Origin of the sequence: Streptomyces sp. NRRL F-525, from assembly GCF_000716605.1 — a bacterium.
GTDB lineage: Bacteria > Actinomycetota > Actinomycetes > Streptomycetales > Streptomycetaceae > Streptomyces.
In genome coordinates this window covers 117,410-142,263 of record NZ_JNXE01000002.1, presented here as the reverse complement: position 1 = coordinate 142,263, position 24,854 = coordinate 117,410, and the positions used below count along the sequence as shown (strand labels likewise).

Below are 24,854 nucleotides of genomic sequence, written 5' to 3'. Positions count from 1 at the left end.
GGCGTGGTTGGCGTGCGCCCCGATCTTCGGTAAGTTAGGCAAGGCTTACCTAAGGAGGTTCAGGGATGGGTGACAGCCAGACGTGGACGGCCGTGCCTGCCGCGGCCGAGCGGGCCCGCTCGGTGCTCGCCGCCGCATGGTCCTGCGCGGTGACCGCGGAGGGCGGTCGCGAGGAGTTCGTCGGAGCGCACAGCGTGGACGACGACGGCCGGGTACTTCTGCAAGTGCCCGAGGGCAGCTCCCTGTTGGCGGCCGCCATCTGCGCGCCCCGCGGAGAGCCGTCCGCCGTCCTGGAGTTCGCGGACGTCGCACCCGTCCCCGTGCGCAACCGTATCCGGTCCCGGCTGTGGCTGGCCGGGTGGTTCGTGCCCGAGGAGGGTCAACTCGCCTTCCGGCCAACGCGCGTGGTGCTGCGCCCGCCGACCGGCGCGGTCGTCATCGACCTCGACGAGTTCGCCGCCGCCGAACCCGACCCGCTGGCCCTGGCCGAGGCCCAGCTGCTGACCCACCTCGCCGACTGCCACTCCGACGCGGTCGAGCGGCTCACCCGGCTCGTCGAACCCGACAGCCTGCACGGGGCGGTTCGCGTCCAGCCTCTCGCCGTCGACCGGCACGGGCTGACCCTGCGCATCGAGCGCGCCCGCGCCCACGGCGACGTACGGCTGCCGTTCCACGCGCCCGCCGACACGGTCTCCCACCTCACCGAGCGCATGCACGTGCTGCTCACCCAGGCCAGCGCCGCGTCCTGCCCGCGCCCCCTACAGCGGCAGCGCACAGACGGCGACCGGTGACGCGAACGGCTCGCCCGCGAGGGCGAGTTGACCCGTGCTGTCGTCCACGTGGAACACGCTGACCGTGCTGGACTTCTGGTTCGCGGTGAACAGCAGGGTCCCGTCCGGCGAGAGGGCGATCTGCCGCGGGAAGTCACCGGACACCGGCACCGTGCCGAGCAGCCTGAGCCGGGCGCCGTCCGCCTCGACGGCGTACCGGGCAAGGGTGTTGTCGCCCCGGTTGGCGAGATAGGCGAAGGCGCCGTTCGGCGTCACCAGGATCTGCGCCGGGTAGTTGGTGGTGCTGCCCGTGCTGCCGCTGGACTGCGGGGCGCCGATCGAGAGGGCGCCCGTGGCCGGGTCGTAGGCGCAGACCGCGATGGTGTCGTCGACCTCGTCGGCCAGGTAGGCGTACCGGCCGCCGGGGTGGAAGGTCAGGCTGCGCGGACCCGCGCCCGCGTGGGTTTGCGCCTGCGAGACCTCGGCGAGCGTGCCCTTCGTGGTGTCCAGGCGGTAGGTGTAGACCGTGTCGGTGCCCAGGTCGACGGCGAGGACATGGTCGCCGTCGGGACTGGTCACGAACTGGTGCGCGTGCGGGCCGTCCTGGCCGGGGCCCGGCTGCGGACTGGAGTGCTTGGCCAGCGCGGTCCGCTCGCCGAGCGCGCCCGAGTCGTCGATCGGGTGCACGGCCACACTGCCGGACGTGTAGTTGGCGCTCAGCAGCCAACGCCCGCTCGGATGCACCGACAGATGGCAGGGGCCCGCGCCGCCGGTGCTCCGCGCGCCGAGGATCTTGCGGTCGGCCAGGCGTACGGCGGTCACGGCGCCGGCCGTCTGCTCGTCGACCGCGTACAGCGTGCGGCCGTCGGGGTGCAGGGCCAGGTACGACGGGTCGGCTACCCCGGTGAGCGTGCCCGCGCCGGTGATCCGGCCGGTCGACGCGTCGTAGGTGGCAAGGCCGATGCCTTTGCCACCGCCGTCGACCGAGGTGTACGTGCCGATGTACAGGGGGCGGGGGCCGGATGCCTTGGCCTTGCGGTGTGTGCCGGGTGCCGGTGCGGTCGTGGAGCCGGTCGGCGGGGCGGATTCGGGATCCGCCGGTGCCGAGGCCGGGGCGGGTACCGCGACCACCGCCGCCGCTCCGCCCAGGGCGCCGATGAAACGGCGCCTGCTCCAGCCCTCGCGTGACGCCTCCGCATCACTCGTCATGCCCACACCCTCAGGTCGTCGCTCGCCCCGGTCGTCACAGCAACCTTGGCGTGCGGGGCCTGTTGAGCGCAAGACCGGCAACGCGCGTTGCATTCTGTGCAATGGGCGCCGGGTGCGCGACCTGCCCGGTCGACTGCCCGGTGAGCGGCTTACCAGTCGCCGTCCTCCACCGGCTTGCCCTGCGCGTCCTTGAGGGGCTGCACCTGGCCGGGGGTGGGCTCCTGCCAGGGCTCGTGGTCGTCGCCCAGCCAGTCGCCGACCGGCTGTACCGCGCCCAGGGTGTCGGTGGGGGCGAGATCCTCGGCGTCCTGGTCGTAGTAGTCGAACCAGGGGAGCCCCGCCCGGGTGTACGCGGCCCGGTCCACCGGCGACGGCGGAGGCGCCTCGCCGGTGATGCGGCGCCACTCCGGGGGCGTCACCAGGTGCACGAAGACCCGCCCGGCGGGCTCCTCGGCCCAGGACTTCAGCGGGCGGTCGTCCTCGTAGACCTCCTGGTGCATCGAACCGCCGACGCCGAGTCCCATGGCGGTGGCCCGGGGGCTCGGTGCCGGGGGTGCGCCGGGCGCGGACATCATCGGCATGGCGGGCATGCCGTAGCCACCGGTCGGCAGGCCCGTCGCACGCGCGCGTGACTGCTGCGAGCGGCGTCGCTCCGCCTCGCGCCACTTGGCCAACTCCCGCTCGCCGAGCGGGAAGGACTGGAGCTGGACGCCGCCCCACACCTCCTCGCCCGTGACCTGCCCCTCGACGGTCGCGCCGAGGCCGAGCGGGACCGCGACGAACTGGCGGACCGTGCCCTTGCCGGAGTTGATGCCGTCGAGCCAGGGCTGGCGGGGCAGCACCACGTAGTTCTGCGGGTTCCGGGACAGCCGGTCGCTCCACGGCTCGCCCGAGACCGCGCACACCTTGCCCACCCCGACCTGCAGCGCGGCCGGCTCCCGCGTGCCCGCGAAGCTCAGCCACATCGCCTCGCGCAGATACACCGGCAGCATCACCCCGCCCCGCGCCCGCCACTCCTCGGGCACCGTGTCCGGGAAGTCCGCGACCCGCCGGACCGGGAACTCGCCGAGCCCCGGCGGCAACGGATGCGTGCCCGTCTCCGGCAGCCGCAGCGTGCGGATGAACCGCACCGCCACCCCACCGGGCAACCGCAGGGTGTTCCCGTCGATCCGTACGGTGCTGTCGGTCATGCGCCCGCCCCCCTCGTTCCACTGCGGGAGACCGGTCGGCCCGCCCCCAGGTGACTTCGTCACCTAGAACGATCGGCGCCCCCGCCCCGGTTCCTGCGCAGCCGGTCCGGCACGCCGACCCGCTCCCGCAGCCAGGTCAGCCACGGCAGGCGTTCCCGCTGCTCGGCGGCGCACCGGTCGAGTTCCTCAAGGAGCCGGCGCGAGCGGTGCTCGGTGTCCAGCTCGTCCAGCATGCGGTTGACCTCGGTCAGCATCGCGCCCAGCAGCTGCCACTGGGCCGCGTCGCGCTGGACCTCCTCCAGGAGCAGCTGGGCCAGCTTGTCCCGGGTCGCGGCGGCCGTGTGCAGCTCGGCGGTGAGCCGTGACTCCGCGGACTCGGCGCTCACCGTCACATCGGTGGTCACCAGCACCGCGAAACTGACCACGGCGTCCCCGATCTCGGACAGCAGCTGTTCTACGGCGGCCCCGGTCGGCGGTGCGAACAGCGGCTCGGGGTCGCGCTGTTTCGCCAGGTCGGTGAAGGTGCGGGCGAGGACGCGGAGCACGACCGTGCAGATCTCCAGGGTGTCCAGGCCGGTGCGCAGCACGACCCGGTGCAGCAGCCCCTCCCGTACGCGCGGATTGAGCCGCAGGCTGTCCTCGGCCTGCCGCAGGGCCGCATCCACCTCGACGATGTCGTGGTCGAGCCGGCGCGCCTCGTGCAGCCGCGCGGTGGCGTGGTCGACGGGCGTACGGCCCGCCGCCTCCTCGCCCATGCGCCGCATCAGCCGCCGTAGCCGACGGGCCAGGCCCTCGATCGACTCGCCGGCCTCGTCGACCCACACCGGGGGAGCGAGCAGCAGATTGCAGCCGAGCCCGACGACCGCGCCGATCAGTGTCTCCACGACCCGCGCCCAGGCCGTGTTCCCGACCGTGGTCACGCCGAGGACCAGCATCGCGCTGATCGCCACCTCGGGCACGTACTCGTCGACCTTCACCAGCCGCCCCACCACCAGCGCGGCCACGATCAGCAGCGCCAGGCTCCACCAGGTCAGCCCGACCAGCAGACTGAAGGCGATGGCGACGAGCACGCCCGCGACCACGGCGTTCACACGGCGGATGCCGTTGGTGAGGGTGGCGTAGAGCGTGACCTGGACGACGAGGAGCGCGGTCAGGGGAGCGGTCAGCGGCGCGGGCTCCGGGCTCAGCCGCAGCGCGACGACGTACGCGACCGTCGCCGCGGTCGCCGACCGCAGCGTCTGGACGACCACCGGGTCCCGGTGCCGCCCCACGAACCGCACCAGCGGCGCCGTCCACTCCCGGACATCTCGCATCCTTGGCCTATTCCCTCTCACCAGATGCCCCGAACGTTTCTCTTGAGGACAGTAACTGTCCGCAAGCCGTCCTAGATTGTCGGTACCGGACAGAGCAACGGGGAGGGGAACGTTCATGACGAACATCCAGGGCATCGAGGTACTGACCCGCTCGCACGACTATCTGCGCGAGGTGGTCGCCGCCGTGCCCGAGGCGGCCTGGGCGGCGCCGACGCCGTGCACCGAGTGGACGGTACGGCAGGTCCTCAACCACGCGCGCATCGACCAGCAGGCCTACGGCCTCGTCCTCACCGGCGACCGGCCCGACTCCGACCCCTTCCACCCCGCGGACACCCTCGCCGGTGACCCGGCCGCCGAGCTCGACAAGGTGCTCCGCATGGTGGCGGACGCGTACGCCCAGCTGCCCGCCGACGCCGAGCAGGTGTCGACTCCGCTGGGCCCGCTGCCCCTCCCGATCGCCGCGGCGACGGCCGCCATGGACGCGGCCGTGCACGCCTGGGACATCGCGGCGGCCACCGGCCAGAACCGGCCACTGGACACGGACCTCGCCGAGGGGATCTGGCCGGCCGCGGACCGGCTCGTCGACCAACTCCGGGATTCCTACCGGGTGTTCGCGCCCGCGCTGGAGGTGAGGGACGAGTACGACCGGGCCGAGAGGCTCCTCGCCTTCCTCGGCCGGGACCCGCACTGGACACCCGCCGCCTCCTGAGGGAAACCCCACCCCACCACGGAGGACCGCCGGATGGTCCCGGGCCTCGGGGCCACGAAACCCTCGGACGATGAGACGGCATCGAACCGGACTGATCCTGACCCTGCTCATCAGCCTCGGCACCCTGGCGGCCGGCGTCCCGTCCGCTACGGCGGCACCAACTCCCGCTACCTCGGACGTGGTCGTGGCTCTCGACCGCGCCGCCCACCCCCTCCGCACCGTCGAACCGGGCGGCGCCACCGACGACTTACGCCCGCTCGACGGGATGATCGGCGCCGCCCGCGTCGTCGGCCTCGGCGAGGCCACCCACAGTTCCCACGACTTCTTCGCCCTCAAGGACCGCGTCTTCCGCCACCTCGTGGAGAAGAAGGGCTTCCGCACCTTCGCCCTGGAGGGCGCCTGGAGCACCGGCCTGCGTCTCAACGACTATGTCCTGTACGGCAAAGGGGACCCGCGGCGCATCTTCCGCGAGGAGTTCCAGCGCGACTACCTGTGGTGGAACAACACCGACTATCTGAAGCTCGTCGAGTGGATGCGCGCGTACAACGTCCGGCATCCCGGCGACCCCGTGCGTTTCATGGGCGACGACATCGGCTGGGCCGGACCCGAACTCTACGACTCGGTCTGCGCCCATGTGGCCGCCACTCACCCCGAGTTGAGCGCCCGCCTGGCCGAGTTGTACCGAGGGCTGCGGCCCACTGTCCCGGTCGGGACATACATCGAGCAGTACCTGGACAAGCCGTACGCCGAACGGAAGGAGATGGCCCAACGCACCGGCCAGGCACTGGAGTTGCTGAAGCGGCAGTCACCGGAGAAGGACCGCGAGGCGTACGACTGGGCCGTGCGGAACGCGGCCGTCGTCGACCAGGTGGCCCGGCAGTACGACTTCGACTTCGACGACCCCGCGCAGATCGCCGCGGCCATGCGCTACCGGGACGAGACGATGGCCGCCAACGTCGTCTGGTGGCAACGGCACACCGGCACCAAGGTGTTGCTGTCCGCGCACGACGCCCACATCGGCTATGTCCCGTCCGACCCGGCCAACTACCCCAAGATGCAAGGGGCGTTCCTGCGCGACCGGCTCGGCTCCGGGTATCGCAGCGTGGGCCTGACCTTCGGCCGGGGCTCGTTCAACGCCACCGGCCCGGACGACGCGATCCACCGCTGGACACTGGGACCTGCCGGAGCGGGCAGCAACGAACAGACCCTGGACCAGGTGCGGTTCACCGACTACCTGGTCGATCTGCGCACGGTGGGATCAGCGGCCCGGACCTGGCTGGAGACGGCGCGGCCGACCCGGAGCATCGGCACGGACTACCCGGAGGACCCGCACGACATCGCGCTGGCCCGCAGTTACGACGCCCTGATCCATCTTCACTCGGTCACGGCGGCCCGGCTGCGCGACCGATAACCCGCGATCTTCGCGAGGTTGCCGCAGCGGTCCATCGAGCACCAACGGCGGCGGCGGGCCTGGGAGTCGTCGAGGAACAGTAGTGAACACTCCGGGTTCTCGCACTCCTTGACCCGCTCCAGCAGTGAACTGCCCACCAGCAGTACGCCGTCCCGGGCCACCGTCGCCAGCGCCGCGCGCGCCGGATGCGCCGACTTCCAGCGCTGGTCGCCCAGTTGGGGCGCGAGATCCGGCCGTGCGGCGGCCTCGTTGACCCGGTCGACATCGGCCGCCGCCGGTTCCCGGCCGGCCATCGCGTCCCGTACGACCCGGTAGAGCGCCTCGCGCAGAGTGCGCGCGTCCGCCAGCTCGCGGGGCGTGACCCGCACCGGCTCGGCGCCCACCGACAGCTCCGCCTCCGTGATCCAGCCGGCCAGGGCCGCCGGGTCGGGAAGCCGCTCCACGGGCGTGCCGTGCCGTTTGCCGAGGGTCGCCACGAAGTTCAGGCACGGGCGTCCGCCGATGAACGGAAAGACGGGCGGGTTGGTCATGGCAGCGAGCTTACCTCGCGTACACCGGTTCATGCGGTGTACGCGAGGGGTGGGTCGGCGACGGGTCGACGGCGGCCGACGGCATCCGACAAGCCTTGACACCGGTTCGTGCGGTGTCGCATGGTGACACCAGTTCAACTGGTGTCAGGCGGATCGGCCCGGATTCGGTGGCCGTGACAGGGAGCAGGTGCGGTATGCGTGCGGTACGGATCGACGAGTTCGGCGGGCCCGAGGTGCTGGTACCGGTCGAGGTGCCCGACCCCGTCGCGGGCCCCGGGCAGGTCCTGGTGCGGGTCGCCGCGGCGGGCGTGAACCGGGCGGACGCCCTGATCAGGTCCGGGAACTACCACCGGGCCGGAAAGCCGCCGCTGATCCCGGGAGTCGAGGGAGCCGGGACGGTCGCCGCGCTGGGGGAGGGCGTCACCGGATTCGCGGTCGGGCAACGGGTCGTGGCCCTCGACGGCGTCAACTCGCCTGGTTTCTATGCCGAGTTGGCGGCCGTACCCGCAACGCAGGTCGCCGCCCTCCCAGACGGGATCGACCTCGCGCACGCGGCCGCGCTACCCGTCGCCTGGCTGTCGGCCTGGTACTGCCTGCGGCACCTCGCCCGCGTCACCAAGGAGGACACGGTGGTCGTGAAGGCCGCCGCGAGCGGGGTCGGCAGCGCAGCCGTACAGATCGCGGCCGAGACCGGCGCCCGGGTCATCGCCCTCGCCGGATCACCCGAAAAGGCCGCGTGGGCAGGGGAGTTCGGCGCCCAGGCCACCCTCGACACGTCCTCCCACCAGGACGACGCCGAGGTCGACGAGGTGCTACGGCTCACCGGCGGGCGGGGTGCGGACGTCGTCCTCGACACCGTCGGAGGTCCGGCCTTCGGGCGCAGCCTCCGCGAGATCGGGCACGGCGGCCGGGTCGTCGCCCTCGCCAATGTCGCCCTGGAGCCGAGCACCGTCGACACCCGCGACTTCTACCCGAAGAACGCCTCGATCCTCGGCTTCCAGCTCACCAACCTCCAGATCCACGGGGGCTACGACCCTCGCCCAGACCTGCGTGAACTCGCCGAGCGGGTGGCCGCGGGCACGTACCGGGTGCCGATCGAGACCGTCGTACCGCTGGCCGGGGCGCGGGCCGCCCACGAGCGGCTGGAGCGGCGGGACAACCGGGGGAAGATCGTGATCGCGGTACCGGGGGACTGATCTCAGACGTACAGCTTGTCCAGGAACGCGGTCAGATGGCCCACCGTCCGGTCGATCTGCTGCTCCACGGTCAGGCTCTCCTCGATGCGGATGCCCGACTCGGGGATCTTCCTGCCGCGCACGTAGAGGGAACAGGCGAGGTCGGTGCACATGTACAGGCCGACCGAGTTGCCCTCGCGGCCCGCCGGGCCCGCCTTGCGCGCGGTCATCAGGGAGACGCCGCCCCCCGGGTGGGTCGTCACGCACAGCGAACACATGCTCCGGTGCAGGAAGCCGCGCCGTGCGGACGGGAAGCGGAGCGTGACGCCGATCAGTCCGTCGGCGCGCTCGGCGACGAGGTAGCTGCGGTCCGGTGCCCCGGGATCTCGCCAGCCCAGGAAGTCCAGGTCGGCCCAGGGGCGGGTGTCGAGATCGCGGGGGATCGCGAGCCGCTTCGCCTCGCCCTTCGAGCAGTTGATGAAGGAGTCGCGGATGTCCTGCTCGGTGAGTGATCTCATGGGGGAGTCTCCTGGGCGGTACTTGTTCCGAAACCTAGGGGGTCTAGGTTTCGGTCCAGGGTAGTGAGGCGAGCGGTGGAGGAGCCAATGGATTTCGGGGGCGTCGGTGCGCGGCAGGCACGGGCACTGCGGCATGTGGCCGAGGGCTCCTCGGGTCCGCCCGTCGACCCACGCCTCCGCATCACGCTCAACTTCCACCCCGACCGTACGGCGACGGCGACCGGCCGCCCCATCCTCGACGCGCTGGCCCAAGACGGCACGTACCACTCGCAGTTCGTGACCGGCACCAGCAACGGCGGCCTCACCGCCCGTCCCGGCGGCGACCGTTGGCGCTGGGAGAGCCGGATCTTCGCCGGTGCCTACGACGACGCGCCCGCACCCGAGCGACCGGTGTACGGCGCGCTGGACTTCCGGCGCCAAGTCGTCGGCGCCGCCCCGCGGTTCGGCTCCTCGCACTTCCGGCTGCGCGGTACGACCCTCGCCCGCGCGACCTTCTGCTATCCGGACAGCGCGGCCGAACCGACCGACTTCGGCGTCGCCTCCGGCATGAACCTGATCGCACTCGCCGAGGCAGACGAAGACGAACAGGACGCCCTGAACGACTACATCGAGACACAGGTGCACGGCGGTGTCGTCCTCGCCCGGGACGTGGAGGCCCTTGTCCTGGACGGGAGTTACCGAGGCACCCCGGTCGAGACCGCGGCCCGCCGCCTGCCCTGTCCCGTCGAATGGCACCCCGGATACCGGCTCACCGTGCGGGAGTTGCACCGGCACGCGGACTACCGGGGGCAGGAGTACGCCGATCTCGGCGGCCTTGTCGCCGAGCGCGGTGTCATCGACCCGAGGGTCATCGGCGACGCGGCCCGTACCGGTCGCTATGAACTCCAGGACCTGAAGATGGTGTGGCACACGCTTGCCCGTTTCGGGGCGCCGGAGGGAGCGGGTACGGCTTACCGTTCGTCGGTATCCGTGACGGGCACCGGCGGCCAGACCCCTGGCGCCAGTACCCCAACTGCATAGGCGCGGGCGACCAGTTCGGTGCGGTTCGCCGCGTCCCACCGGGCCGACAGGCGCCGTAGGTGATAGGTCACGCCGTCCGTCGTGAGGCCGGTCTCGCGGGCCGCGCGGGCGGTGGTGGCGCCGCCTGCCAGCAGCGCCAGGATGCGGGCCTCGATCGGGGTGACGTGCGCGGGGGTGGCTTCGTCGGGCTTGCCGTCGCCGGGGCCGCCCTCGCCCTGTACGCGGAGCATGACCAGCAGTGCCGGTGTCTCCTCGACCGTGTCGCTGACCGGGTCGGCCGTCAACTCCCCATAGCGCTCGGTGCCGTTCGGGGCCTGCCACCGTACCGACACCTGGTAGCGCGACCGGTGTCGCAGCCGCAGCGCCTGCGCGATCCGGTCCACCTGTCCCGACTCCTGCGGCCGGAACAGGTCGAGCACGTCCCGGCCGCGCAGCCGCCCCGGCGTCGTACCGCACTCCGCCGCCATCGCCGGATTCGCCGCCTGCACCGAGCCGTACACGTCACACACCGCGACCGGCACCGCCACCCGGTCGAAGAGCATCAGGGCACGGTTGCGCCACACCACGCCCTCCCGACGGTCCCAGTCCACGCGTACCTCCTGGCATGTCCTCGCGCACTACATCATCATGCGGTTCAGTCGCAGGTCCCGCTGCCGCTGTAACAGGGCGAGTAGCCGGCGCGCGGCGTGGGCGCGGGGGCGGGATGAGTGCGGTGGTAGTCGTGCTGAGCGGTCACGAGCAGCACGGCGACGATGCCGGCGACAACGAGTTGCGACGCCATCGTCCAGGGCGTGCGGGACAGCAGCGCGAGCGCGGCGAAGGCGAGCGTGACGCAGAGGAAGCCTTCCATCCAGGCGATGTCCGCGAGCTTCGCCGCGTCCTGCGCGGCCGGGTACCTCTGTGCGGCCAACCCCTCCAGGCCGTAGGCGAACGTCATCCCCATGAAGACGGCGGCCTCGCCGATGAACAAGAAGACGGCGACGGCGATGTCCGCGCCGCGGGACGTCCTGCTGGACCATGGCCGTCCGCGGCGCAGAGGCGGATGTTCGGGAACTACGTGTGTCATGACCACATCCTGCCGGGCCGGTCGCAAGATGCGCATGAGTACGCCCACTCATTAGCCGGACGGAGTTCTCGGCGCAAGCCGCCATCGGTGATTCCCGCTACAGGATCATGTAGTCCCGTGGCGCGGGCCGCCGGGGCGGGGCGAGCACGCTGGAACGCAGTACTTCCGTACCGCGAAAGGCAGTTGTCGCGCCATGCCCCCCACCGCGCCGCACCCCCAGCCCGTCGACACGCTCCCCGGCGTGCCCGTCGTCGACATCACCGCGACCGGCCCCGGCCGCACCCCGATGCAGCAGATCATGGAGCTGATGCGCCGTCACGGACCCGTGTTCGTACGGCGGTTGCACGGTCGGGACACGCTGTTCGTCAGCGATCTCGGCCTGGTGACCGAACTCGCCGACGAGCGGCGGTTCGCCAAGCACGTCGGGCCCGCCCTGGAGAACGTCCGGGCCTTCACCGCCGACGGACTCTTCACGGCGTACAACGACGAGCCCAACTGGGCCAAGGCGCACGACATCCTGATGCCCGCCTTCGCGCTCGGCTCGATGCGGACCTACCACCCCGTGATGCTGAAGGTGGCCCGCAGGCTCGTCGAGGCCTGGGACCGGGGCGCCCGTGACGGGCAACCCGTCGACGTGCCCGACGACATGACCCGGATGACCCTCGACACCATCGGACTCGCCGGATTCGACTACGACTTCGGGTCGTTCGAGCGCGACGAGCCGCACCCCTTCGTCGAGTCCATGGTCCGCTGCCTGGAGTGGAGCATGACCCGGCTGGCCCGCGTCCCGGGCGAGGACCACTCGGCGGCCGACGCGGCGTTCCGCGCCGACGCCGACTACCTCGCCCAGGTCGTCGACGAGGTCATCGCCGCCCGCACCGGCACGGATCAGGGTGACGCCGAGGACCTCCTCGAGCTCATGCTCAGCGCCGAACACCCGCTGGACGGCACGACGTTGGACACCGCCAACATCCGCAACCAGGTGATCACCTTCCTGATCGCGGGCCACGAGACGACGTCCGGCGCGATGTCGTTCGCGCTGTACTACCTGGCCAAGCACCCGGCCGTGCTCCAGCTCGTGCAGCGCGAGGTGGACGCGCTGTGGGGCGACACGGCCGACCCGGAACCGACGTACGACGAGGTCGGCCGGCTCACCTACACCCGCCAAGTCCTCAACGAGGCACTGCGGTTGTGGCCCACGGCCGCCGCGTTCAGCCGGCACGCGCTGGAGGACACGGTGCTCGGCGAGCGCATTCCGCTCCGTGCCGGGCAGGCCGTCACCGTGATCGCCCCGATGCTGCACCGGCAGCCCGGCTGGGGTGACAACCCCGAGCTGTTCGACCCCTCGCGCTTCACGCCCGAGGCGGAGGCGGAGCGTTCCGTGCACGCCTTCAAGCCCTTCGGCACCGGTGAACGCGCCTGTATCGGGCGGCAGTTCGCGCTGCACGAGGCGACCATGCTGCTCGCGATGCTCGTCCACCGCTACCGGCTGCACGACCACGCGGACTACGAACTCACGGTGAAGGAGACCCTCACCCTCAAGCCCGACGGCTTCACCCTCACCCTCACCCCGCGCACCCCAGCCGACCGCGTGCACACTCCGCTGCCGGGTGCCGTCGAGGCCGCCGCGACTTCTACGACCGACACGTCCGCCCTGCCCGCACGCGTGCGCCCCGGCACCTCGGCGCTCTTCCTGCACGGCAGCAACTACGGCACCTGCCGCGAGTTCGCCGCCCAACTGGCCGACGAGGCAGCCATGTTGGGATGCTCGGTGGAGGTCGCGTCGCTGGACGCGTACGCCGACGGACTGCCCACCGACCGGCCCGTCGTCATCACCTCCGCCTCCTACAACGGCCGCCCCACCGACGACGCTCTCGCCTTCGCCGCCTGGCTGGAGGAGACCCACGACCTCGACGGTGTGACCTACGCCGTCCTCGGCGTCGGCGACCGCAACTGGGCCGCCACCTACCAGCACATGCCGACCCGCGTCGACGCCCGCCTCGCCGAACTCGGCGCCACCCGCCTGACCGTCCGCGCCGCGGCCGACGCCTCAGGCGATCTCACCGGCGCCGTACGGGAGTTCACGGCCCGGCTGCGCACGGCACTCCTGGAGGCGTACGGCGATCCGGACGCCACGGACGCCGAACCCGTGGAGCAGATCGCCGCCTACGAGGTCCGCACCATCACCGGCGGCCACTTGGACGCCCTCGCCGAACGGCACGGCCTCGTCCCCATGACCGTCACCGAAGCCCACGACCTCACCGCCCCTGGCCTCCCGCGCCGCAAGCGCTTCGTCCGCGTCGCCCTGCCGGACGGGACCGCCTACCGCACCGCCGACCATCTCACCGTCTTGCCCGCGAACGCCCCGGCCCTCGTCGAACGCGCGGCCGCGGCCCTCGGCGTCGACCTCGACACCGTGCTCGACATCCGCCCGGCCCGCCCGCGCCGCGACGGCCTCGCGGTCGACCGACCCGTGACCGTACGTCAACTGCTCACCCACCACGTCGAGTTGCAGGAGCGCCCGACCGCCGACCAACTGGTCGCGCTGGCCGCCGCCAACCCCTGCCCGCCCGAGCGCACCGCCCTGGCCGCTCTCACCGACGACCCGCGCACCTTCGTCGAACTCGTCGAGGACCACCCGGCGTTGCGTGGCGCCCTGGACTGGCCCACGCTCCTCGAACTCCTCACCCCGCTGCGCCCGCGGCATTACTCCATCTCGTCCTCGCCCGCCGTCGACCCCGGTCACGCTGACCTCATGGTCTCCCTGTTGGAGGCGCCGTCCCGTTCCGGCAAGGGCGTCTACCGGGGCACGGGCTCCGGTCACCTCAACACGGTCGCGCCGGGCGACACGGTCTACGCGCGCGTCCAGCCGTGCCGCGAGGCCTTCCGGATCGACGAATCCACCCCGGTCGTGATGATCGCGGCGGGCACCGGCCTCGCCCCCTTCCGCGGCACCATCGCCGACCGTACGGCAGCCCTCACCACCGGAGCCCAACTCGCCCCGGCCCTCTGCTACTTCGGCTGTGACGCCCCGGACGCCGACTATCTCCACGCCGACGAACTCCGCACCGCCGAGAGCGCCGGAGCCGTCTCGCTCCGCCCCGCCTTCAGCGCGGCCCCGGAGGGCGCAGTGTCCTTCGTCCAGCACCGCATCGCCGCCGAGGCCGATGAGGTGTGGGCCCTGCTGGACGCGGGCGCCCGGGTGTTCGTCTGCGGCGACGGCTCGCGCATGGCACCGGGCGTGCGGGAGGCGTTCCGTACCCTGTACCGGGACCGCACGCCCGGCGCCGACGACGAGGCCGCCGAGCAGTGGCTCAATACGCTGATGGCGGAAGGGCGTTACGTCGAAGACGTGTACGCCGCCGGCTGACCGAGAGGAAGAGGTGGGCGTACGGTGACGGACTCCGCGGAGCGAGCCCGACAGGTACTCCGGGCGGCGGGCATCCCGCCCGGCGACCTCGCCCACCTCCGCCCCCTCGGCGGCGGCACCTACAACACCGTCGAGGAACTCACCCTCACCGACGGCGGCCGCTACGTCCTCAAGACCGCGCCCACCGCCCCGGGTCTGTCCCACGAGCGCCAACTCCTCATCTCCGAGGCCGACTTCTACGCTGCCGCCGCCAAGGCTGGGGTGGCGGCACCGCGCGTCGTGGTCCTCGACGGCGACACCCTGCTGATGACGCTCTGCCCCGGCGAACCCTGGGACGACACCCTCACCGGCCCCGAAGTCACCGACCTGCGCACGGAGTTGGGCCGTCAGCTGGCCCGCCTGCACGAGATCACCGGCCCCGGCTTCGGCTACCCCTCCGGCGCCCTCGGCCCCCTCGCCCCCGACTGGCGCACCGCGTTCACCACCCTCTACGACGCCGTCCTCGACGACACCCGCCGCTACGCGTCCTGGCTGCCGCTCCCCGCCGACGACATCGCCCGCACAGCCCGGTCCGCCTACGACGCCCTGGACGAGGTCACCGTCCCCAGCGCCGTCCACTTCGACCTGTGGCAGGGCAACATCCTGGTCGACCGCACGACCGGAACGCCCCGGATCGGCGGCCTCATCGACGGCGAGCGCATGTTCTGGGGCGACCCGCTGGCCGACTTCGTCTCCCTGGCGCTGCTCGGCGACATCAGGAAGGACGAGGCGCTCCTCGCGGGCTACCGGGAGGCGGGCGGACGGGCCGAGTTCGACCGGTCGGCCACCCTCCGCTACGCCCTGTACCGCAGCTACCTCTACCTGATCATGCTCGCCGAGACGGTCCCGAGGGAGTTCGGTGAGGAAGACAACCGCTGGCGGCGGGAGCGGGTCGCCCCTGAGCTGCTCGGCGCACTGGGAGAGATCGACGCGACGGCTTCCGCCACGTAGTGTGCACTCCATCGCCCCTTAGTTCAGGGCGTGAATTAAGCGGGTGCGGGGTTCGGAGGGAGCCACATGGCGGGGCGGAACGGGCGCACGGTACGCGACCTCAGGCGGGCCAACCGCACGGCCGTGCTGCAACGGCTGTACTTCGACGGACCCCTCAGCCGCTTCGAACTGGGCCCGGCGACTGGGCTCAGCTCCGGTTCGGTGAGCAACGTCGTCGCGGATCTCGTGGCCGACGGTCTGGTCGAGGAGGCCGGCAGCGTCGACTCCGACGGCGGCCGCCCGCGCACCCTGCTCCAAGTCGCCCCGCACAGCGGCCACATGATCGGCGTCGACGTCGGCGAGACCCGCGTGCGCGTCGAGCTGTTCGACCTCACCCTCACCGAACTCGCCCGCGCCGAACGCCCGTTGGAGCAGCAGCGCTACGAGGTCGAGGTCATCGTCGGCCACATCCGCGACGGCATAGCCGAGGTCCTCGCCGCCGCCGCCATCGCACCGGAACAGCTCCTCGGCGTCGGCATCGGCGTCCCCGGCATAGTCGAGCACACCCCGGACCACGGCGCCGTCGTGCACGGCCAGACGATCGGCTGGGACGCGGTCCCCCTCGAGGAACTGCTCCGCTCCACGTCCCAACTCCCGGACGCCGTCCCGTACTTCATCGACAACGGCGCCAAGACCCTCGGCCAGGCCGAGATGTGGTTCGGCGGTGGTCGCGGCGCGCGCAACGCGATCGTCGTCCTCTTCGGCTCCGGCGTCGGCGCCTGCCTGGTGACCCCCGAGGTGGAGCACGGCCGGGCCGTCGAGTGGGGGCATCTGACCGTACGGGTCCGCGGCCGCCGCTGCCGCTGCGGCGCCCTCGGCTGTCTGGAGGCGTACGCGGGGGCCGAGTCGCTCCTCGACCGCTGGCGCGAGCAGGGCGGACGCCCGCCCGAGGGCACCGACGAGGAGACCGCGATGACCGCCCTGCTGGTCGCCGCCTATCCGCCCGAGGGCACCGAGGCCGACCCCGTCGCGCTCGCCGTCCTGGAGGAGACCGCCGAGTACCTCGGCGCCGGATTGTCCGACCTGATCAACCTCTTCCAGCCCGAGCGCATCCTCATCGGCGGCTGGGCCGGACTCCAGCTCGGCTCCCGCTTCCTGCCCGCCGTACGCCACCACGCCACCGCCTACGCGCTGCGCCACCCCGCCGGACGCGTGACCATCGAACTCGGCCGCCTCGGCCCAGACGCTGTGACCGTCGGCGCCGCGATCCTTCCCCTCGCCGACTTCTTCGCCCGCGGCGGCCGCCGGGCCGAACCCGAACCCGAGGGCCCGCCGCCCGCCTGGCGCACGGCACTTGAGGAACGGGCCCCGCACTGAGCTGACGGGCACGTGGGGGATGATCACTCCATGAGCGAGATCATCCTGATGTCCGACGCCCGGGTCTCCGCCATCCCCGTCGAGGAGTGCGGGGAGCCCCTCGTCGATGTGAGCGGCGCCCTGCTGGTCGACGACCGCAAGAAGGACAGCGGTGCCGAACTCCACCTGCGCCAGGGCGTGTTGGACCGACTTGTCGAAGCGGAAGCCCTGCTGCCCGACGGCCTGCGCCTGCTGTTCGTCGAGGGATACCGGCCGCCGGCTCTCCAGCGCCGCTACTTCGAGGGCTACGGCGACGAGCTGCGCGCCGCCAACCCGGGCTGGTCCGCCGACCGCATCCGGTCCGCCGCCAGCCGGTACGTGTCCCCGCCCGAGATCGCCCCGCACTCCGCCGGAGCGGCCGTAGACCTGACCCTCGCGGACGCCGACGGCCGCGAACTCGACATGGGCACGCCGATGAACGCCAACCCGGAGGAGAGCGACGGGGCTTGCTACACCGGCGCCGACAACATCACCGCCGAGGCCGGGGCCAACCGCGCCGTGCTGGGCAAGGCGCTCGGTGCGGTCGGCCTGGTCAACTATCCGACGGAGTGGTGGCATTGGTCGTACGGAGACCGCTACTGGGCCTTGATGATCGGCGGGCCCGCCGCCCTGTACGGGCCGAAGGATCTCGACCTTTCGTGAGGCTGTGCCCGGAACTATCCGGCAAACGCGTCCACACCGGTTAGGTCGGCGGACAGCTTCCACAGCCGGGCGGCCTGCTCGGGGTCGATCGCCCACTGCTTGACGCCGGTGCGCTCGCCGTCGGCGGGGGCCGGCTCGGCGATGTCGCAGTCCTCCAGGTAGACGCCGCCGAGGCCGTCCAGCTGGGGCGAGGTCGCTGCCCAGACCTGGGTGGCCGCGCCCTGCTCCGGGGTCTTGAAGAGCTCCGGGTGCAGCATGTTGCCGTCCTCGTCGATCCAGCCGCGCTCCACCATCTCCTCCGTGGCCAGGTGGCGCTGGAGCGGCGTGAGGATGCCACCCGGGTGGAGCGCGAAGGCCCGTACGCCGTGCTCGGCGCCCAGCCTGTCGAGGTGGACGGCGAACAGGACGTTCGCGGTCTTCGCCTGCCCGTAGGCCTCCCACTTGTCGTAGTCGTGGCTCCAGTGGATGTCGTCCCAGCGGATCCCGGAGGCGTGGTGGCCGGTCGAGGACACCGAGACCACCCGAGCGCCGCCGGCCGCGATGGCCGGCCACAGCCGGTTGACGAGGGCGAAGTGGCCGAGGTGGTTGGTGGCGAACTGCGCCTCCCAGCCGGGCCCGACCCGGGTCTCCGGGCAGGCCATGATGCCGGCGCTGTCGATCACGAGGTCCACGGTGCGGCCGGAGGCGAGGAAGCGGTCGGCGAAGCCGCGCACGCTCTCCAGTTCGCCGAGATCCAGCTCGTCCAGCTCGACGCCGTCGATCCCGGCCACGGCCTCGCGCGCGGTGTCGGGACGGCGGGCGGGGACGACGACCCGGGCACCCGCCTTGGTGAGGGCGCGGGTGGTCTCCAGGCCGATGCCCGAGTAGCCGCCCGTGACGACGGCGAGCTTGCCGGTGAGGTCGATGCCCTTCAGGACGTCGTCGGCGGTGCTCTTCGCGCCGAAACCGGAACCGATCTTGTGCTGTGCAGTGGTCATACTGGAACGCTACGAATTGAAGTGCGCTCCAAGTCAAGGAGAAGCCCCGGCCGTAACGGGGGAATCACGGCCGGGGCGGTCAGGTGGTGGGCACGGAAGGCGGTCGCCTCGCGGCGAAAGGCTCCACAGGGCTTCAGCCGAACGATCTTCCCTGTGGGCGGAGGTTGAGGCCCGGGGACACTGTTCCCTCCGCACCCACGGTCTGTTCAACGGAGAACCGGCTGTGAGTGTTCCGGCGGGTGCCGCGGCACCCGGTGATGTGCATCACTTGCCAGAGGTCCAGTCCAGTAGCTCCTCCGCCGTCCGGGTCGTGACCACCCGTTCGGCGGGCACTCCGCACTCCTCCGCCCGCGCGCAGCCGTTGATCTGCCAGTCGAGCTGTCCGGGCGCGTGCGCGTCGGTGTCGATCGAGAACAGCACCCCGGCGTCCACGGCCTTCCGCAGCAGCCGCCTCGGCGGGTCGAGACGCTCCGGACGGCTGTTGATCTCCACGGCCGTACCCGACTCGGCACACGCGGCGAACACCTCGTCCGCGTCGAAGGCGGACTCAGGCCGCGCGGCACCCCCGTTCCGCCCGATCAGCAGCCGCCCGGTGCAGTGCCCCAGGATGTCCGCGTGCGGATTCCGTACGGCGGCCACCATACGCCGGGTCATGGCGCGGGCCTCCATGCGCAGCTTCGAGTGCACGGAGACCACGACGACGTCGAGCCGCTCCAGCAGCTCCTCCTCCTGGTCCAGCGAGCCGTCGTCGAGGATGTCGCACTCGATGCCGGTGAGGAGCCGGAAGGGCGCCCAGGTCTCGTTCAGCGCCGCCACCACGTCCAGCTGCTCGCGCAGCCGCTCCGGGGAGAGCCCGCGGGCCACGGTCAGCCGGGGGGAGTGGTCGGTCAGCACCGCCCACTCGTGGCCGAGCCGGGCCGCCGTACGGCCCATCTCCTCGATCGGGCTGCCACCGTCCGACCAGTCGGAGTGGAGGTGGCAGTCGCCGCGCAGCAGGGCGCGCAGTTTCTCGCCGCCGGGGCCGGACGGGGCGGGGGCCTCCGCCTCCAGCTGCTCCAGATAGGCGGGCACCCGCCCGTCCAGGGCCTCGCGGGCCACCTGGGCGGTCTTGGGGCCGATGCCCTTGAGGGACTCCAGCGTCCCGGCGGTCGCGCGTTCGGCGACCTCGCCCTCGGGGAGCGCCGCGAGGATCCTGGCCGCCGTACGGAAGGCGCGTACGCGGTACGTGGGGGCCAGGGAGCGTTCCAGCAGGAAGGCGATCCGGTCCAGTGCCTGCACGGGATCCATCGAGCCTCCTCCCGCGAGCGGTCCCCGGTCGGGAACCGTGGACCACTCGCGTCCGCGTGATGCGTTCTAGGCTCTATTGCATGACCGAAATGTCCAGCCCGCACATCTCCAGCCCGCGGATCATGGTGCTCAAGGTGCAGCCCGGTACCCCGCCGTTCCGCATCGTGGAGATCGACGGGGAGATGGTCGCCGAGGCCACCGGGATCACGGACGTGCTCCAGGTCGCGGCCGTGTGCGGCATCACGGTCCGCGACCTGGACGACCCGGACGTGGTCCGCTGGGTCGGTGGGGACAAGTTCACCTGGTTGCCGCACTAGGCCCTACGGAGTCAGCCGACGGTCCACTTCTGGTTGGCGCCGCCCGAGCAGGTCCAGATCTGGAGCGGGGTGCCGTTGGCGGAGGTGTTGCCGGTGACGTCCAGGCACTTGTTGGCCTGCGGGTTGACGATGTCGTTCGCCGAGCTGACGGCCCATTTCTGGGCGGCGCTGCCGTTGCAGTCGTAGAGCTGCACCTTGGTGCCGTCCGCGGTGCCGCCGCTGGCCACGTCCAGGCACTTGCCGAGCGCGCGGATCGTGCCGTCGGAGCCGACCGTCCACTGCTGGGCGGCCGAGCCGTTGCAGTCGTAGAGCTGTACGGCCGTCCCGTTGGCGGAGTTCGCCCCGTTGACATCGACGCACTTGCCGGCCAGGCCCTTGATGGCCACGCCGGCGGCCGTGTCGCTCGTGGTCACCGAGACCGAGTCCACCACCAGCTGGGCCGGGAAGGCCGTGGCGCTGTTCGGGTCGCCCGGCCAGTCGCCGCCGACCGCCAGGTTGAGGATCAGGAAGAACGGCTTGTTGAACGCCCAGGTGTTGCCGCCCACGTCGGCGGGGGTGCGGGTCTCGTAGACGACCCCGTCGACCGACCACTTGATCGAGTTGGGCGCCCAGTCGACGGCGAAGGTGTGGAAGGCGTCCGCGAAGGCCGCGCCGTTCGCCAGCGTGTAGGCGGCGCCGATCCCGTTGGCGCCGGAGTAGCCGGGGCCGTGGATGGTGCCGTGGACCGTGGAGGGCTCGAAGCCGACGTTCTCCATGACGTCGATCTCACCGGAGTTGGGCCAGCCGACCGACCCGATGTCGGTGCCGAGCATCCAGAACGCGGGCCACATGCCCTGCCCGCGCGGGATCTTCATCCGGGCCTCGACATGCCCGTACTGCGCGCTGAACTTCCCGGAGGTGTTCATCCGCGCCGAGGTGTACTGGCAAGTCCCGTACCAGCACTGGTAGTTGGCCGGGTTCTCCTTCTTGGCCGTGATCACCAGATGGCCCTGGCCGTCCAGGGACGCGTTGTTGGTGCCGGACGTGTAGTACTCGCGCTCGTGGTTGTTGACGTTGTCGCCGGTCTCCTGCGTCCACTTCGAGGAGTTGACCGCCGAACCGGCGGCCCCGTCGAAGGTGTCGGAGAACGTGACGGCGTCGGCCTGGTCGGCCGACGTGGAAGCCGCCCGCGCCGGACCGATCGCGGCGGACGCGACCAGTGCGGCGGACAGGGCGGCGAAAAGACATCTGCGGAGCATGCGTGGGGAGGCCACGGCATTCCCTTCTGTACGGCGGACGTGGGGACCGACACGCCGACTGAGGTGGGGGGTGAAAGCGTCGCCTCTTGATTTAAGGGATGAGATAAGGGGAGCGTCAATACCTTGGTACGGACCAGTAGTTGAATGTTACGGACCGGTAGTCCAAGGTCATGACGTGGCCTTCGGCGCTTTGGACGCCTTCGATGCCTTTGGTGTCCTCGCCGCCTTCTCGACGGGCTTCCGCGCGTGCACCGCCCGGCCCAGCCTGCGCCCCAGCAGGACCCAACCGATCAGTGCGCCCGAGGTGTTGAGGATGACGTCGTCGATGTCGAAGGCCCGCCCGGTGATCAGCGCGCCCTGCGCGAACTCCACCAGGAGCATGACGGTCGCCGTCAGCAGCAGCACCTTCAGGATGCCGCGTGCCCGCGGCGCGAACACGGGCACCAGCACGCCGAAGGGGATGCCGAGGACGACGTTCCCGCCGATCTGCTTGATCGCGTCCCGCATGGCCGGCTGGTCGAGATAGGCCTTCAGGGAGCGGCCCGGGTGCAGATTGGTGTGCACGAGGGCCTTGGACGCGGGGGACGGCTCCAGCGTGAGCTTGGCCAGTACGACGGCGAATCCCACCATGAGGACGAACCCGATCAGCATCGCCAACAGCCGCACGGGCAGGGACATTCGATGGCGTCCGCGGTCGGGTCGGGCCGGCTGCGGCTCGGGCTCCGCCTTGGCCTTCTTGGTGGTGCGCAGGCGCGGGACGGTACGGGCCATGCGGTGGGCCTCCAGCTTTCGATGGTTCAGCAGCGCCCGGTCAGGCGCTGTAGGAGATGTTCACGGTCTTGAAGCCGAGCGAACCGAGGAGACCCTTGAGCATGCTGGTGGTGTTCGTCTCGGCACGCGTGGTCAGCCCGCTGGTCTTCGCCGCCTCGGCGATGTGCTTGGAGGCGAGCTTCTGCACGGCCTGCTCGCTGTTGGGGTTGTCGGAGAAGATGTCGCCCAGGCGGTCCAGCAGGCCCCGCTGCTTGGAGACCGTGTAGGAGTGGTCCGGGTCGAGAGCCGGCTTGCCGAGCGTCGCCTTCGGCAGCTTGATGCTGGCCGTCGTGCGGTCGGCGTTGACCGTCACGTCCTGCTTACCGAGCTTGCCGAGGTCGACATAGCCCTCCACGGTGCCCGCGCCGACGTACAGCGTGCGGGTGCCGCGGATCGCGTCGGGCAGGAACTTCGCGTCCTTCTCCAGGTCCACGACCACCTGGAAGTTGCCGGAGGCCGCGTCGTAACGGCTCATGTCCTGGATGGACTTGAGCAGCGCCGGACCCGAGTTGTCGTGGGTCTCGGTGCCGAAGATGTCCCGCAGGCCCGGGAGCACGGCCAGCCGGAGCCCGGCGAACAGCACGGCGATCACAACGACGACGGCGGTGAGCACCTTCGCCCAGCCCGGCATCCGCCGGGGTATACGGCTGATGGAAGTCGTCATGGGGACGGCCCTCCCTTCCTCGGTATGCGCATGCCCCCCAAATGCCCTGTCAGACAGACCTGTTGGTCGATTGGTCCATCTGACGGGGGCACGGAGGGCGCACAGGGGTGAAAAGTCACGGTTCAGGCCCGCCGGGAGTCCCGGCCGGCCGCAGACAGCATTTCCCGGCCACGTCACCCCATGCGTCCCGTGACCTTTCCGGAGCACGGTCCGTTCCGTGTTGTGACACTGGCCGGTAACACCCTTCAGCGCGGTCGTAGTTCACGGTCTCCCGAGGGCCGTGACCACCACATTCCCTCCCCGTGCGTGAGCCCGGGCAGGGCCAGTTCCACGTCCCGCACGCGGCGGGCCGGCAACTCGCCGGTGATCAGCCAGGAGCCGACACCGCCCGTCGTCCCGGCGAACTCGGCACGGCAGGAAGCGAGATGAGCGGTCACCGGGGCGAGCGCGTCCAGCGGGACCTCCGTCTCGAAGGTGACGTACGGCTCGTACAGCCGCGTCCGCGCGAGCCCCAGCGCCCGGCGCAGCACGATCGGGGTGAGCCCGCGGAAGTCCGCCGCCGTACTGAGCGGGGCCGCGTACCCGGAGCGGATCAGGGTGACCCGGTAGTCCGTCACGGGTGCGCCGTGCAGGCCGCTGAGCAGGGTCGCGTGGACCGTGTCCTCGATGGCCTGGTGGAACGCCCTTGGCAGCGCGCCGAGTTCGGTCTCGTAGCCGAAGAGCCCGCCGGAACCGCGCTCCGCCGGTTCGACGCGCAGCCCGATCGTCGCCCAGTAGTGGGTGTGGTCGTGCCACGGGAACTCGTCGCAGGCCTCGCCGGTCCCGGCCGGGCGCTCCAGGAACCGCACCCGGCTCGGCTCGAAATCGGCCTCGATTCCGAAGTCCTGCACCAGAGTTGCCGCGAGGACCTCCTTCTGGACCTCCCCGTACAGGAGCAGCACGGTCGCCCCGGAGGTGGCCGGCCGCGCGTGCAGCAACGGGTCCTGGTCGGCCAGCGCGAGCAGCGCCGAGCGCAGCGCCGCCGCCTGCTCGGGCCGCCGCGCCCGTACGACCGTCTCCAGCGTCGGCGGCGCGAACTGCGGTGCCCGCTCGGTGAGTTGGCCGAGCCGGTCGCCGACCCGGATGTCCTTCGGGCCGGTCAGCGCCCCGATGTTCCCGGCGGTGAGCGGACCGGACCGGCCGACGACCTCAAGCCGCGTCACGCGTCCGGAGACCTCGACGGTCCGGCCGTCGGCTCCATGGCGGCGGAACGTGAGCCGCTGCTGCGGGGCCACCTCACCGTCGTAGAGCCGCAGATACGCGGTCCGTTCGCGGCCGGGGCCGGGGCGTACCGCGAAGACCGTGCCCCTCGCGGTGCCTGAGCCGGTGGCCGAGGGTGGGATCAACTGGACGAGGCCGTCGACGAGTTCGGGGATTCCCTGGCCGCCGAGGGCCGAGCCGAACAGGAGCGGGTGGATCGAGCCGTCGGCGGTGTGGGTGGCCAGGGACTTGCGCAGGTCGTCCGGGGTGGGGCGGGGACCGTCCACGACCGCCGCGAGGACGGACGGGTCGACGTCGGCGAGCGCCTCGGCCAGGTCCGGGTCGGCGGGTGGGCGTGGCCGTACGCGGGCCGCGGGTGTGCCGAGGGCCGTCACGTCCGTCAGCGGGACGACGTGCGGGGTCAGCCTGCGGCGGATGTCCGCGACCAGGTCCTCGGCGCGGGCGCCCGCGCGGTCGATCTTGTTGACGAAGACGAGCGTGGGCAGTCGTAGCCGGCGCAGGGTCCGCATCAGGACGCGGGTCTGCGCCTGGACGCCCTCCACGGCGGAGAGGAGCAGGACCGCGCCGTCGAGCACCTCCAGGGCGCGCTCGACCTCCGCGATGAAGTCCGAGTGGCCCGGGGTGTCGATCAGGTTGACCTGGGTGTCGCCGGCCGTGAACGCGGCGACGGCCGAGCGGATGGTGATCCCGCGCTGCCGCTCGATCGCGCCGTCGTCCGTACGGGTGTCACCCGCGTCGACGCTGCCGAGCCGGTCGATCGCGCCGTGGTCGAACAGCAGCCGCTCGGTGAGGCTGGTCTTACCGGCGTCGACGTGGGCCAGAATTCCGATGTTCAGGGTCTGCATGCGTGGTCGAGTCCTCGAGAACCGTCGTCCAGTGGGGAGGCTGGTGGATTCCGAGGAGTCGGCGCATCTGGGGCTCCTGACAGGCGGGGGAGTACGGGCGCGGCCATCATGGCTCACGGGAGTGGGCGGTACGCAAGCCGTTTTCGCG

General features: G+C 71.5%; 23 protein-coding genes. 10 read left to right on the top strand and 13 right to left on the bottom strand.

Features of this window, described 5'->3' with window-relative positions:
- Window positions 1-65: 65 nt before the first annotated feature.
- Entirely contained in the window at window positions 66-791 is a 726-nt protein-coding gene (locus OO69_RS03755; RefSeq protein ID WP_033278936.1) for a DUF2470 domain-containing protein, read from the top strand.
- Here the strand turns inward: OO69_RS03755 and OO69_RS03750 are convergent.
- The 3 genes from OO69_RS03750 to OO69_RS03740 form a co-directional block, all read right to left on the bottom strand.
- Window positions 759-1,979, bottom strand: a complete 1,221-nt coding sequence (locus OO69_RS03750; RefSeq protein ID WP_033278935.1) for a lactonase family protein — start codon at window positions 1,977-1,979, stop codon at window positions 759-761. The two genes, OO69_RS03755 and OO69_RS03750, sit on opposite strands and share 33 nt — an antisense overlap.
- Window positions 1,980-2,128: 149 nt before the next feature.
- Window positions 2,129-3,169, bottom strand: a complete 1,041-nt coding sequence (locus OO69_RS03745; RefSeq protein ID WP_033278934.1) for a hypothetical protein — start codon at window positions 3,167-3,169, stop codon at window positions 2,129-2,131.
- 59 nt (window positions 3,170-3,228) lie between these two features.
- Window positions 3,229-4,482, bottom strand: a complete 1,254-nt coding sequence (locus tag OO69_RS03740; protein WP_033278933.1) for an FUSC family protein — start codon at window positions 4,480-4,482, stop codon at window positions 3,229-3,231.
- 115 nt (window positions 4,483-4,597) lie between these two features.
- On the opposite strand from OO69_RS03740, the gene OO69_RS03735 reads away from it, so the two are divergent.
- A complete protein-coding gene (locus OO69_RS03735; RefSeq protein ID WP_033278932.1) occupies window positions 4,598-5,191 on the top strand; it encodes a TIGR03086 family metal-binding protein in 594 nt (197 codons plus the stop codon).
- Window positions 5,192-5,261: 70 nt separating this feature from the next.
- Entirely contained in the window at window positions 5,262-6,602 is a 1,341-nt protein-coding gene (locus OO69_RS03730; protein ID WP_033278931.1) for an erythromycin esterase family protein, read from the top strand.
- Here the strand turns inward: OO69_RS03730 and OO69_RS03725 are convergent.
- Window positions 6,566-7,132: a CGNR zinc finger domain-containing protein gene (locus OO69_RS03725; RefSeq protein ID WP_033278930.1), complete on the bottom strand. Its 567-nt coding sequence runs from the start codon at window positions 7,130-7,132 to the stop codon at window positions 6,566-6,568. The two genes, OO69_RS03730 and OO69_RS03725, sit on opposite strands and share 37 nt — an antisense overlap.
- A 194-nt stretch (window positions 7,133-7,326) precedes the next feature.
- Here OO69_RS03725 and OO69_RS03720 point away from each other — a divergent pair, with 194 nt between their 5' ends.
- Window positions 7,327-8,328: a quinone oxidoreductase family protein gene (locus tag OO69_RS03720; RefSeq protein ID WP_033278929.1), complete on the top strand. Its 1,002-nt coding sequence runs from the start codon at window positions 7,327-7,329 to the stop codon at window positions 8,326-8,328.
- Window positions 8,329-8,330: 2 nt separating this feature from the next.
- On the opposite strand, the gene OO69_RS03715 is transcribed toward OO69_RS03720, so the two are convergent.
- Complete coding sequence (locus tag OO69_RS03715) at window positions 8,331-8,825, bottom strand: FBP domain-containing protein (RefSeq protein WP_033278928.1); 495 nt, start codon at window positions 8,823-8,825, stop codon at window positions 8,331-8,333.
- Between the two features lie 87 nt (window positions 8,826-8,912).
- Between OO69_RS03715 and OO69_RS03710 the strand changes: the two genes are divergently transcribed.
- Window positions 8,913-9,845 carry a DUF3626 domain-containing protein gene (locus tag OO69_RS03710; protein WP_033278927.1) on the top strand — a complete coding sequence of 311 codons (933 nt, stop codon included), beginning with the start codon at window positions 8,913-8,915 and terminating at the stop codon, window positions 9,843-9,845.
- Here OO69_RS03710 and OO69_RS03705 read toward each other — a convergent pair.
- Both OO69_RS03705 and OO69_RS03700 read right to left on the bottom strand, forming a co-directional pair.
- Window positions 9,776-10,387 carry a PAS domain S-box protein gene (locus OO69_RS03705; RefSeq protein WP_420707849.1) on the bottom strand — a complete coding sequence of 204 codons (612 nt, stop codon included), beginning with the start codon at window positions 10,385-10,387 and terminating at the stop codon, window positions 9,776-9,778. The genes OO69_RS03710 and OO69_RS03705 overlap by 70 nt on opposite strands.
- 92 nt (window positions 10,388-10,479) lie before the next feature.
- The gene (locus OO69_RS03700) at window positions 10,480-10,911 is read right to left on the bottom strand and encodes a DUF6234 family protein (RefSeq protein ID WP_078652295.1); all 432 of its coding nucleotides are present in this window, start codon (window positions 10,909-10,911) and stop codon (window positions 10,480-10,482) included.
- Between the two features lie 193 nt (window positions 10,912-11,104).
- Here OO69_RS03700 and OO69_RS03695 point away from each other — a divergent pair, with 193 nt between their 5' ends.
- The 4 genes from OO69_RS03695 (at window position 11,105) to OO69_RS03680 (ending at window position 17,308) form a co-directional block, all read left to right on the top strand.
- A complete protein-coding gene (locus OO69_RS03695) occupies window positions 11,105-14,281 on the top strand; it encodes a cytochrome P450 (protein WP_033278924.1) in 3,177 nt (1,058 codons plus the stop codon).
- 24 nt (window positions 14,282-14,305) lie between these two features.
- Window positions 14,306-15,271: a phosphotransferase family protein gene (locus OO69_RS03690; RefSeq protein ID WP_033278923.1), complete on the top strand. Its 966-nt coding sequence runs from the start codon at window positions 14,306-14,308 to the stop codon at window positions 15,269-15,271.
- A gap of 66 nt (window positions 15,272-15,337) precedes the next feature.
- Window positions 15,338-16,627, top strand: a complete 1,290-nt coding sequence (locus OO69_RS03685) for an ROK family transcriptional regulator (protein ID WP_033278922.1) — start codon at window positions 15,338-15,340, stop codon at window positions 16,625-16,627.
- A 30-nt stretch (window positions 16,628-16,657) separates the two neighbouring features.
- Window positions 16,658-17,308, top strand: a complete 651-nt coding sequence (locus OO69_RS03680) for a M15 family metallopeptidase (protein WP_033278921.1) — start codon at window positions 16,658-16,660, stop codon at window positions 17,306-17,308.
- 14 nt (window positions 17,309-17,322) lie between these two features.
- On the opposite strand, the gene OO69_RS03675 is transcribed toward OO69_RS03680, so the two are convergent.
- Window positions 17,323-18,285 (bottom strand): SDR family NAD(P)-dependent oxidoreductase, encoded by a 963-nt coding sequence (locus OO69_RS03675; RefSeq protein ID WP_033278920.1) that lies wholly within the window; start codon window positions 18,283-18,285, stop codon window positions 17,323-17,325.
- Window positions 18,286-18,549: 264 nt separating this feature from the next.
- Entirely contained in the window at window positions 18,550-19,572 is a 1,023-nt protein-coding gene (locus OO69_RS03670; RefSeq protein ID WP_033278919.1) for a PHP domain-containing protein, read from the bottom strand.
- A gap of 80 nt (window positions 19,573-19,652) precedes the next feature.
- Between OO69_RS03670 and OO69_RS03665 the strand changes: the two genes are divergently transcribed.
- Entirely contained in the window at window positions 19,653-19,889 is a 237-nt protein-coding gene (locus OO69_RS03665) for a hypothetical protein (RefSeq protein ID WP_026150538.1), read from the top strand.
- Window positions 19,890-19,900: 11 nt separating this feature from the next.
- Here OO69_RS03665 and OO69_RS03660 read toward each other — a convergent pair whose 3' ends face one another.
- The 4 genes from OO69_RS03660 to otr(A) all read right to left on the bottom strand — a co-directional run bounded on the left by OO69_RS03660 (window position 19,901) and on the right by otr(A) (window position 24,706).
- Complete coding sequence (locus OO69_RS03660; protein WP_033278918.1) at window positions 19,901-21,142, bottom strand: glycoside hydrolase family 16 protein; 1,242 nt, start codon at window positions 21,140-21,142, stop codon at window positions 19,901-19,903.
- Window positions 21,143-21,295: 153 nt separating this feature from the next.
- On the bottom strand, window positions 21,296-21,898 hold the full coding sequence (locus OO69_RS03655) for a VanZ family protein (protein ID WP_033278917.1): 603 nt from the start codon (window positions 21,896-21,898) through the stop codon (window positions 21,296-21,298).
- Window positions 21,899-21,938: 40 nt separating this feature from the next.
- On the bottom strand, window positions 21,939-22,601 hold the full coding sequence (locus tag OO69_RS03650; protein ID WP_033278916.1) for a DUF4230 domain-containing protein: 663 nt from the start codon (window positions 22,599-22,601) through the stop codon (window positions 21,939-21,941).
- A 245-nt stretch (window positions 22,602-22,846) separates the two neighbouring features.
- Window positions 22,847-24,706 (bottom strand): tetracycline resistance ribosomal protection protein Otr(A), encoded by a 1,860-nt coding sequence (gene otr(A) / locus OO69_RS03645; RefSeq protein ID WP_033278915.1) that lies wholly within the window; start codon window positions 24,704-24,706, stop codon window positions 22,847-22,849.
- Window positions 24,707-24,854 lie beyond the last annotated feature (148 nt).